Origin of the sequence: Desulfovibrio sp. JC010, from assembly GCF_010470675.1 — a bacterium.
GTDB lineage: Bacteria > Desulfobacterota > Desulfovibrionia > Desulfovibrionales > Desulfovibrionaceae > Maridesulfovibrio.
The window spans coordinates 1-8376 of the sequence record NZ_VOIQ01000031.1; the positions used below are offsets into that span (position 1 = coordinate 1).

The 8376-nt window shown below is 54.3% G+C and carries 9 protein-coding genes; all 9 read right to left on the reverse strand.

All coding sequences use genetic code 11. The features are described from left to right. Nucleotides 1-41: 41 nt before the first annotated feature. From FMR86_RS20180 to FMR86_RS20220, 9 genes are read right to left on the reverse strand one after another with little or no spacing between them, the layout of a single operon-like run. Nucleotides 42-521 (reverse strand): type 4 pilus major pilin, encoded by a 480-nt coding sequence (locus tag FMR86_RS20180; RefSeq protein ID WP_163353197.1) that lies wholly within the window; start codon nucleotides 519-521, stop codon nucleotides 42-44. A 12-nt stretch (nucleotides 522-533) separates the two neighbouring features. Continuing rightward, nucleotides 534-1604 (reverse strand): type II secretion system F family protein, encoded by a 1071-nt coding sequence (locus FMR86_RS20185; protein WP_163353248.1) that lies wholly within the window; start codon nucleotides 1602-1604, stop codon nucleotides 534-536. After that, nucleotides 1591-3183, reverse strand: coding sequence for an ATPase, T2SS/T4P/T4SS family (locus FMR86_RS20190; RefSeq protein ID WP_163353250.1), 1593 nt, complete (start codon nucleotides 3181-3183; stop codon nucleotides 1591-1593). Before FMR86_RS20190 ends, FMR86_RS20185 begins: the two co-directional genes overlap by 14 nt. Before the next feature lie 5 nt (nucleotides 3184-3188). Further along, a complete protein-coding gene (gene pilP, locus FMR86_RS20195) occupies nucleotides 3189-3848 on the reverse strand; it encodes a type IV pilus biogenesis protein PilP (RefSeq protein ID WP_163353252.1) in 660 nt (219 codons plus the stop codon). After that, nucleotides 3835-5058, reverse strand: coding sequence for a type 4b pilus protein PilO2 (gene pilO2, locus FMR86_RS20200; RefSeq protein WP_163353254.1), 1224 nt, complete (start codon nucleotides 5056-5058; stop codon nucleotides 3835-3837). The genes pilP and pilO2 overlap by 14 nt, the downstream gene beginning before the upstream one ends. Nucleotides 5059-5060: 2 nt before the next feature. Continuing rightward, nucleotides 5061-6590 (reverse strand): secretin N-terminal domain-containing protein, encoded by a 1530-nt coding sequence (locus FMR86_RS20205; RefSeq protein WP_163353255.1) that lies wholly within the window; start codon nucleotides 6588-6590, stop codon nucleotides 5061-5063. A 1-nt stretch (nucleotide 6591) separates the two neighbouring features. Continuing rightward, nucleotides 6592-7326, reverse strand: coding sequence for a TcpQ domain-containing protein (locus FMR86_RS20210; RefSeq protein ID WP_163353257.1), 735 nt, complete (start codon nucleotides 7324-7326; stop codon nucleotides 6592-6594). Next, a complete protein-coding gene (gene trbG, locus FMR86_RS20215) occupies nucleotides 7323-8198 on the reverse strand; it encodes a P-type conjugative transfer protein TrbG (protein WP_163353258.1) in 876 nt (291 codons plus the stop codon). The genes FMR86_RS20210 and trbG overlap by 4 nt, the downstream gene beginning before the upstream one ends. 8 nt (nucleotides 8199-8206) lie before the next feature. Then, nucleotides 8207-8362 carry a VirB8/TrbF family protein gene (locus tag FMR86_RS20220; RefSeq protein ID WP_373682510.1) on the reverse strand — a complete coding sequence of 52 codons (156 nt, stop codon included), beginning with the start codon at nucleotides 8360-8362 and terminating at the stop codon, nucleotides 8207-8209. Between the last annotated feature and the right edge of the window lie 14 nt (nucleotides 8363-8376).

Here is an 8376-nt window from a genome sequence, read left to right on the forward strand (position 1 = left end):
GAACAGTGCGGCTAGGATTTTCATAGAGATCAAAGCCCCGGTTAGTTGGAAGTGAAGACGATTGTGTTGGTGGCGGCGAGCTGATTGGTGATGGCAGCAACCATTCCGCTGGCCTGCTGGATGACCACGCCATTGACTGTGACCGAAACCCATGATCCGGCCTGAAAGGTCGCCAGCTTTACGCAGGCGTATTCGGGTACGCTGTTGTGGGTGATGGTGAAGGTGGTCGGATCAGTTCCGGCGGCAACGGTTACTGCACCGTTCCAGACGTTGCGAACTTCACCGCTGCTTTTGATCATACCGTCAGGCACGGCTTCGTTGGTCACGGCAATGTCTGTGGTCAGGCCGTTGAAGTCTGGTTCGCCCTGATAGAGGTTCTTGATATCGAGGCGGAAGGTGGAAAGGTTCTGTTCCGCCTTGGCAATTTTGTCGTTGTCGATTCCTTTGGAAATCATGTAGCCGGAACCGCCGAGTACGATGAGGCCGATAAGTAATGCGCCGAGTGTTTCCAGTAATGTCATGTCTTTTTTCCTTTAATATCCCATGTTTTGACCGAGTTGTTGTTGAAGTGATGTCACCGCGAGTACGATGCTGGTGATCATTGAACTGATGCCGATGATGCAGGTTATGTTGATGATTTTGGCCTGCGTTTTGATTGTCTCCATGCCTTCAGCCAGCCATTCCTCGGCAATGAGGTGCAGCCGGGCGTCGAAGCCGGGAAGTGTGGAATAGATGCGCAGATCTTCGATGATGGTTTGAGCCGGAAAGCGGTAGCCGGAATCGTCCAAAGCTTCGCCGATCCCTTTGCCGAGATTAAGCTGGGCCTTGATTGAGTTCAGCCGTTCCTTGAGCCACGGGCTGGAACCGGGAGTCTCAAGCATGTCGTTCATGGCTTGTGAGAGTTGAATCCCGGATTTCATCAGGGTTGAGAGGGTGAAGAGCCAGAGACTGCCGATGATAAGCCGATAGAATGACCACGGCGGCAGGCCGTCAAAGCGGACACGAATCTTGCCGGTCCAGATCTTGATGGTCGCCAGTGAAGTGAGGAAAAGCAGCACTATCCCGGCAAGCAGGATGGTTCCGAAGGTGGAATCCACGAATCCGGCCACTTGATAGAGAGTCTTTGCACTGCCCACCCAGCGGGAAGGCTCGGAAAGCTCGGCAAGTTTGGGAACTACGTAGCGCGAGAGCACCAGCAGCAGGGCAATCAGGGCAAGGACCAGAATTACCGGGTAGCTCAATGCTTTCCACATGGAGTTGACAATTTTCAGCCTGGCTTTGATAAGCTTTACACAAAGTTCAAGTGACACATGAAGTTTTCCTGATTCCATGCCGCTTTGAAGGAGCATTGCTTCTTCAGCAGGGATGAAACCGCGCAGAGCTTCATGAATGCTGTCCCCGGAATTGATGCGGGCCGACACTTCAGAGAGTACCGGGCTGAGCAGATTGCGTTGCTTGGCGTAGCGTTCTTCAATGTAGCTGACGGCATCAGCCATGAGAATTCCGTGGCGGGTCATGGCCGCAAGTTTGCGGTAAACCCTGATCCGTACCTGCTGGGTAAAGAAGAGCTTTGCCAGCAGATTGGTGTGCTTAAACAACTGCATGGGCAAACTCGCTTCTTTGTGGGAATGTTTCTATGTGGCTGGTAGTGAACCCATTGTGTTTGCGGTCGTAATCCAGCGGAACGCCGAGCCGCAGTTCAGCAAGGCAGGGATCAACTATGCCTGTCTGGATGAGTTCAAGGGCATGGTCCACAAAGGTTCTGCCGTTTAACTCATGTCGCCAGTGGGTGTAGGCTGCATCCATGTTTCCGTTGCGGATGGCATTAAGAATTACGTGGTCGGTGGGGACCAGCTCAGCGGCAACAGTCTGGCCGATGATGCCCATGCCTGCGCACTCTGCGCAGCCTTCACCACGAATATGAATCTGATCCATGTCGGTTATGGTGGACATGATCCGTTCTAAAAGCGGTTGCGGAAGGCTTCTACGGCGCAGTTCATTGTCGGGCCCAAGAGCAAAAACGTGTTTGATAGGCATCTTGCACTTGGGGCAGAGAACCGGGACCAGTCGCTGATGATGCAGGCCGGAAAGCACGGTGTGGTCGCAGAGATATTCCAGCGGGTCAGGGTAATTGGCCGCACATAGCAGGGAAACCATGCGCTGAATGATTCCAAAGGCCGAGTTGGCGTGAACAGTAGTCCAGACCCCGTGCCCGGTCTGGGCAGCATCCAGTGCGGCGGAAGCAGCCTGCGGGAAACGGATCTCACCGATCATGATTTCATCCGGGTCGGAACGCATGGCCCCGGCAATGGCGTTGCGGTAAGCCCGGCCTCTATTTTCATCCTGATCGTTAGTGCTGACCCGGACCTGCTTGACCCGCTCCAGCGGATATTCCGGCGGATCTTCAATGGCGAGGTAGTTCTTTTCGGGATTCTCCTCGGCCATGCTTTCCATGATGTGTTTGAGCGCGGTACTTTTGCCGTGTCCGGTGGGACCGGAAAGCAGCGAAAGCCCGGACCGCTGGGTCAGGGTCTGAAAATCGCGCTTGTGCTGTTCGGAATAGCCGAGACTGGCGAGCCGCTGCTCCAGATTGCCCTTGGCCGTGGTGCGGTCATAGAGCAGACGCAGGGCCATGAAGGTCCCGGTGCCGTTGTCGGCCATGGCGCATTCCAGCGGCTCGGTATGGATGCGGATGGAATGAACTTCCGAGGGCAGGAAGTCATTGTTTACGATCCTGCCGTCCTGCCGCTCACTGGGAATGAAGGTCGAATCTACCTGATTGGACATGGTCTGATAGATGGCCACAATGATCTTGCGGCCACGCTCGCCTTTAAGCTGCTTGTAATCCTGCACCATGCCCAGCTTGCGGAACTTGATGGAGGCATACGGACCTTCGTCAGTCAGGTGAATGTCGGACGCGCCCTGCTTATGGGCATCGGCGATGATGTCCACGGCAAGGGTCTGAATGTCGCTCTCGGTCTCGATGCGGGTGTGGTGCTTCTTGCGCAGCTTCTGGAATTCACTGGCTTCAACCCGCTTGGTTTCCGTGTAACCTTTGCGGGCGGCATAGCTGAGGAAGGACATCAGATGTGCGTCGTCTTCCAGCTCCGCAGAGATCAGGATCACGCCCTCAAGGAGCATGACCCGCTCTTGCAGAATCTCCGGTATTTCGTTGTTGGTCATGCTGATTACTCCACGAATTTCAAGGGAATATTCTTGCCGTTATGACGGACAAGCACTGACTGCGGGGTGATGACATCAACCCTGCCGATTCCTACGCTTGCGCCCTCGCTTACGGTCTGCACTCCGTCACGACTGACCAGAGTTGCGGAGAGCCGTCCGTCCACACCTTGGATCGAAACTATTTTGGGCCAGACCGGACGGCTTGTCTTTTTTACGGCAGTTTTGGGGGCTGCTGAAGCTGGGGGCAGGACCGGGATTATCGGCATGGTCAGCTCGCGCAGTTTCTTTTGCTTCTCAGCGATTTTGACCTGCACATTGAGGACATCGAGCTGTGAATGAAGCGCACTTAAGCCTTCAAGGGAAACAAAGGCTGGGCCGCTGATTTTGGGCCTTGCGGAGGTTTGTTTCTCGGCAGAATTAGGCTGGGTAGTTGTGCCGTTACTCGTGCTGTTGGTGGCTTCGTAGAAAGTCGGGATAGTCGCGTTTGTTCCGTTGTCATGCCCCGCAGCGGTTGCGTTGAACGCAGTTCCGTTTCCAACTGGCATTGAGCTGTTTGCAGGAGCGGAAACCAGCGGATCGGCAAAAGAAGCCATGTCAGCCGATTCCTGTGCATAGACGGCAGTTGCCAGCAGGAGCATGATCAGGACGAGGTTAATAAGACGCATAGATCTGTCCCTCCATGGTGCATTTGTTTTCAGTAAGGTCGATTTTTGTGAGAACCAGACCGGGAATGGTGTCCAGCTCAAAGAAGAGCGGTTCGGAAATGACCGAAATTGACGGCAGCGCGGACAGTTTCCATCCTCCTTTGATCCATGGAGCGGTGTGCTGATTTGTCTTGTCGAGCTTTTTGATTTCGGGGTTCTTCCAGTTCAGGCGCAGCTTTGCACCGAGAACGCGAGTCAGCTCATAGAGCCGGGCGGTGACTTCGGATTTGTGGCCCAGCTCCTGTTTTGCTCGCTGATTTCTGAGTGAATAGGGAATGGCGATTTCAGCCAGTTCCGGGCTGGAGCCGAGAGTGGAGTTGCCGGGACGGTCAGTAAATTGCGCACCCTGCTGATGCAGCCAGGCCATATAAATCCCTTCATTATTACGAATGACGGATTTCAGCTTCCAGCCGAGGGTGTACGGTTCGGTATGGCGCACGGCACGCAGGAACTCATATGCAAAAGCTGAAGGAAGCGCGGTTTCGTTCCAAGTCTTCGCAAATAAGGTGTCGGGATTGATGACAACCGGCACTATTTCCTGCTGCTTGAGGTTGCTCTCAATGGCGGCAAGCCTGCGCAGTTCTGCAAGCTGATCCTGCTGAAACTGGTCCCAGATCAACCAGCCCATGCTCAGGGCAGCGCACAGCGCAGCACAGGAAATCAACAAGCCTCTGCGGTTTTCTTCAACTAACGGTTGAACTTTTTCGGAAGTTCGCAGCAAACCGTTGAAATGATCCATGGACTCTTCAACGGTTTCGCAAAGAATCTCGTTGTCATCCCAGTCGGACAGGGATTTGAGGTTCTTGAAGTGGGCTTCAGCTTCAGCCTGTGAGTTGAAGTATTGGTCGCCTTCAGCAGCGATGTTTTTCTTGCTGACCGCGCAGACCCACCACAATTCTTCACTGAGACAGAACATTCCGATCCATGTGGGCTGGGAACGCTCAACCAGCGCACAGGCCAGCGAGGGCAGACGTTTGATCTTTGCTTCAGCGCAGTTGCCAAGGCCGAACTGTTGCTTTCTGATTGCAACGCAATTGTATCCGCCTTCGGGGAATTTCTCGGCCAGAATGCGGGCCTGTTCCAGCGCGTCTTTGCGTTTGCCGGAGCCGTTAATGAACTGCCACCAGAGGCCGATGGCGTATTTTTTCTTTTTGATGAGAATATGTTGCATGGCTAGACTCCGGCACTTTCCATTTCAATGGTGATGATGATCAGGCTTTTGCCGTACTGCTGGCTGAGCCCGCCGGAGCTGATGCCGATTCCCTTAGAGTCCTGATTGCTTTCCTGCTCGAATCCGGCCAGCACCAGAGTCTGGCCGCACTTCATTTTGACCCGCTGGCTGAAGCTGCGGGTGGAAACCTGCGGCAACTGGATGGTCATGGAACCGGAGGAGAATTCCTTCATGGAATCCAGCGAAGAGAGGGTGATGTTGTATTGCAGGATGGCTTTGCGGTTATCCATGATGTGCGGGAGCACGGTCATGGAAAAGCCGGTGGAGACCTCACCGGGCGTGAGTTCCGAGGTCTGCATGGAATTTTCAGTGGTGGTTGAGCTGACCCCGGCAAGATAGGAATCTCGTTTGACCACCTGAACCGGCAAGGCCTGATTGTTCATCACAATCCCGGAGCCGGAAGTCAGCAGGGTTGTGCGCCCACGTTGACGCAGGGCGCGAAGCATGAGCTTGGTGTCCTTCCAGTTGCCGTCAAGAATTGCGGCGGTCAGAGTTCCCGCACCGGCAAGGGAGCTGTGCGGTTGGCCGCCGAGCAGGCTGAAGCTGGACTGACCGGCCTTGAGGGCGGTCTCAAGATTGAAGCCGGTATCAGCATTGCGGTTCAGCTCCAGCGACCAGACCTTGACCGCAAGGGCCACCTGCCTGCCCATCTTTGAGTTCAGGGAGTTGATGTACTTTTCAACCCGGCGCAGGACGGTGTTGGTGTCGGTAACAGTGACCATTCCGGCGGCTTCGTTGACCACAACCCTGCCGTCCTTGCTGAGCATGGCTTCGACAGCTCTTTGGGTATCCTTCCAGACATCGCCTTCAAAGCTGGCTTTGTTGGTCTGCGAGGTCTGGCTGACACTATCCGAGGTTTTGGTGGTCTGGCCTACGCCGTTGATGTTGTTGGCGTTGCCGGAGTTCCCGGAAGTCTGGGATTTGTTGGTGATGGTGGATTCGTATTTGATATTTCCCGGTGCAACATCAAGGCTGAATGACTTGGTCTGCAAGCGGGCAATTTCAACCTTGGCCCGGCTGGAATCATATTCCCAGCCCATGCCGAAGAATTCGCACATGTTGTCCAGCAAGCCCTTGAGCTGGCCGTCATACATGAGCTGCATGCGTTCAGGGCTTTTGCGTTCCTGATTTTCCTGCGCAACATGCATATCGCTGTCAGCGTCCTGCACCACTTCAATATGAACGGGAAACTGCTCGCTGATTTTTCTCGCCAGCTCCGGCGCGGTCAGCGGGTGCCTTAAGTTGAGGGTAATCCGTCTGGTGAAGACGGCAGGAAGCTTATTGTTGTCCAGCTCCACGGGAACCGCGCCCACGTAGGGCGCATGGACAACAGTGACCGTCTTTTTCATGGTTGCTTGGTGCATGGATGCGGCACGGCTCTTTACCGATAGTTCCTGCGGGGAAGGTTGGAAATTGGTGCATCCGCCGACAAACAGACAGACGCAGAGCATAAATAAAAGAACTCGTTTCATGTTAATCCTCGCAGACTTCAACGACCTTGTTGGCCTGATAGATGGTTACGCGCAGTGAATTTCCGCTGGCGTGCATTCTGGAAAACAGCCGTTTGACTGCTCTGGGGAAGGTATCCCGGAAAGAGGCTTCGGCCTGCATCTGAAAATCATGGGGAGCTTTCCAGACCAGCGTGTATTCAGCGCGACCAGCCCAGCGTTTGAGCTGATCCCGCAGGCCACCGGGAACGATGTTCCAGTCTTCAGCAAGTGGAGATTCAACCTGTCGGGAGTCATTGCCCACGAACTCAAAAAATGCAGGGGTCTGGGTCAGCAGTCCGGCCTTTTCAAATCCATCATGGGTCAGGTTGTAGACCTGCCCGAAAGACCAGCCGTCTGAAGCTTTGACATGCAGGTAATAAAGGGTGCTGTTGCCGATGCCATCAAAGACCAAGTCCATATCCAGCACATTAGGATCTGTGGACTTGGGACTGAATTGGAAGCCCTGTGCGCGGAGGCTGGCATCAAACTTCCAGCCGAAGTCATTGTCAGGGACATTCAGGTGCAGGACGGTCCGGCCCGGAGGGTAATGACCGGCTACTTTGAGCGCGGCTTCTTCCACTAACTGCTCAATTTCCTGTTCTTGGTACATGGTTGTCTGCTGGCTCATTATTTCAGCTTCAAGCTGTCTGCCCGCACGTTTTACAGAACAGCCGCTGGCAAGCAGGCTCAGCAGAAGTAAGGGGATTAATTTTCTCATTTTGTTACCTCAATACGGTTTATTTCCACCTTGGCCTGATCCGTTCCGGTTCCGGCCACGAGGATTGCTTTTTCAAAGATCTCATCAACGATCATGGAACTACCTTTGACCCGATAATTGACGATTGCTTCCTGCCCGGCTTTTTCCACCAGCAGCACCGGTATTTCGGTCTGGGTGGATGTCCTCGGAAGCTGGATAAAAGTCCTGATTCCGTCGTTGTAGACGCGCATGGGCTTCCAACTCGCATCATCTCCGCTGATGGCATAGCTGAAGTCGAGTGTGGAGAGATCAACGGTTTTGCCTGCGATGTGGGTGGTCTCCCAGACTTCTTTGCGTTCTTTCTTTTTAAGACTGGCTTTAAGTATTTTTTGCTGATCTTCCGGGTACAGAAAAGCCACGTAGGGAGTGTGTCCCTTGCGCCGGGAAACCAGTTTCAGGTGATAGGTGCGGCGGTCGGTGGTGATGACCGCGCTGGTCACGAGTCCGGCATCAAGGGGCTTGATGATGAGGTGGGTGCGTTCCCGGCCCGGCATGCCGGATCGGCCCACAACCACCATCCAGCGGGCGGTGTCTCCGATGATGACGTCATTGACGTTTTCACCGGGCTGGAGTTCAAGGTCCGAGGCCATGAGCGGGGAGCAGATAAGGGTCGGCAGGGTCGCGCCGTAGACGTAAACGACCTTGCCGTTGCTCTGCATGATCGGCTTGATTTTGCGGTTCATCCATTCCCGTGAAAGCTTGAGTGCTGCCCACTCTTTGCTGTTCAGCGGAACGTCTTTTTTGCTGATGTAATCCGGTGCTGGCAGCGGCGAGGCCCATGCCGTGCATACGCTGATAAGCACAAGGAATATTGAGAGAAGAGTCTGTTTCATTGTGTTTCCTATTGTTCAAGAAGTTTCGCCCAGGAGAGCTCTGTGACGTAAACGCCCGCAGGGTTCCTGATAATCTGGCTGTCTGTTGTTGGTGGTGAGATGCGGACCTTGAGGGTCGCTTCATATTTGGTGCTGGAAACGGCTACGCCGGAATGGTTGCGCACGGTCTCCAGCCATT

Excerpts from the sequence above, each read along its gene's own strand:
- FMR86_RS20180 (WP_163353197.1), bottom strand. The coding sequence starts at position 521 with ATGACATTACTGGAAACACTCGGCGCATTACTTATCGGCCTCATCGTA.
- FMR86_RS20185 (WP_163353248.1), bottom strand. The coding sequence starts at position 1,604 with ATGCAGTTGTTTAAGCACACCAATCTGCTGGCAAAGCTCTTCTTTACC.
- FMR86_RS20190 (WP_163353250.1), bottom strand. The coding sequence starts at position 3,183 with ATGACCAACAACGAAATACCGGAGATTCTGCAAGAGCGGGTCATGCTC.
- pilP (WP_163353252.1), bottom strand. The coding sequence starts at position 3,848 with ATGCGTCTTATTAACCTCGTCCTGATCATGCTCCTGCTGGCAACTGCC.
- pilO2 (WP_163353254.1), bottom strand. The coding sequence starts at position 5,058 with ATGCAACATATTCTCATCAAAAAGAAAAAATACGCCATCGGCCTCTGG.
- FMR86_RS20205 (WP_163353255.1), bottom strand. The coding sequence starts at position 6,590 with ATGAAACGAGTTCTTTTATTTATGCTCTGCGTCTGTCTGTTTGTCGGC.
- FMR86_RS20210 (WP_163353257.1), bottom strand. The coding sequence starts at position 7,326 with ATGAGAAAATTAATCCCCTTACTTCTGCTGAGCCTGCTTGCCAGCGGC.
- trbG (WP_163353258.1), bottom strand. The coding sequence starts at position 8,198 with ATGAAACAGACTCTTCTCTCAATATTCCTTGTGCTTATCAGCGTATGC.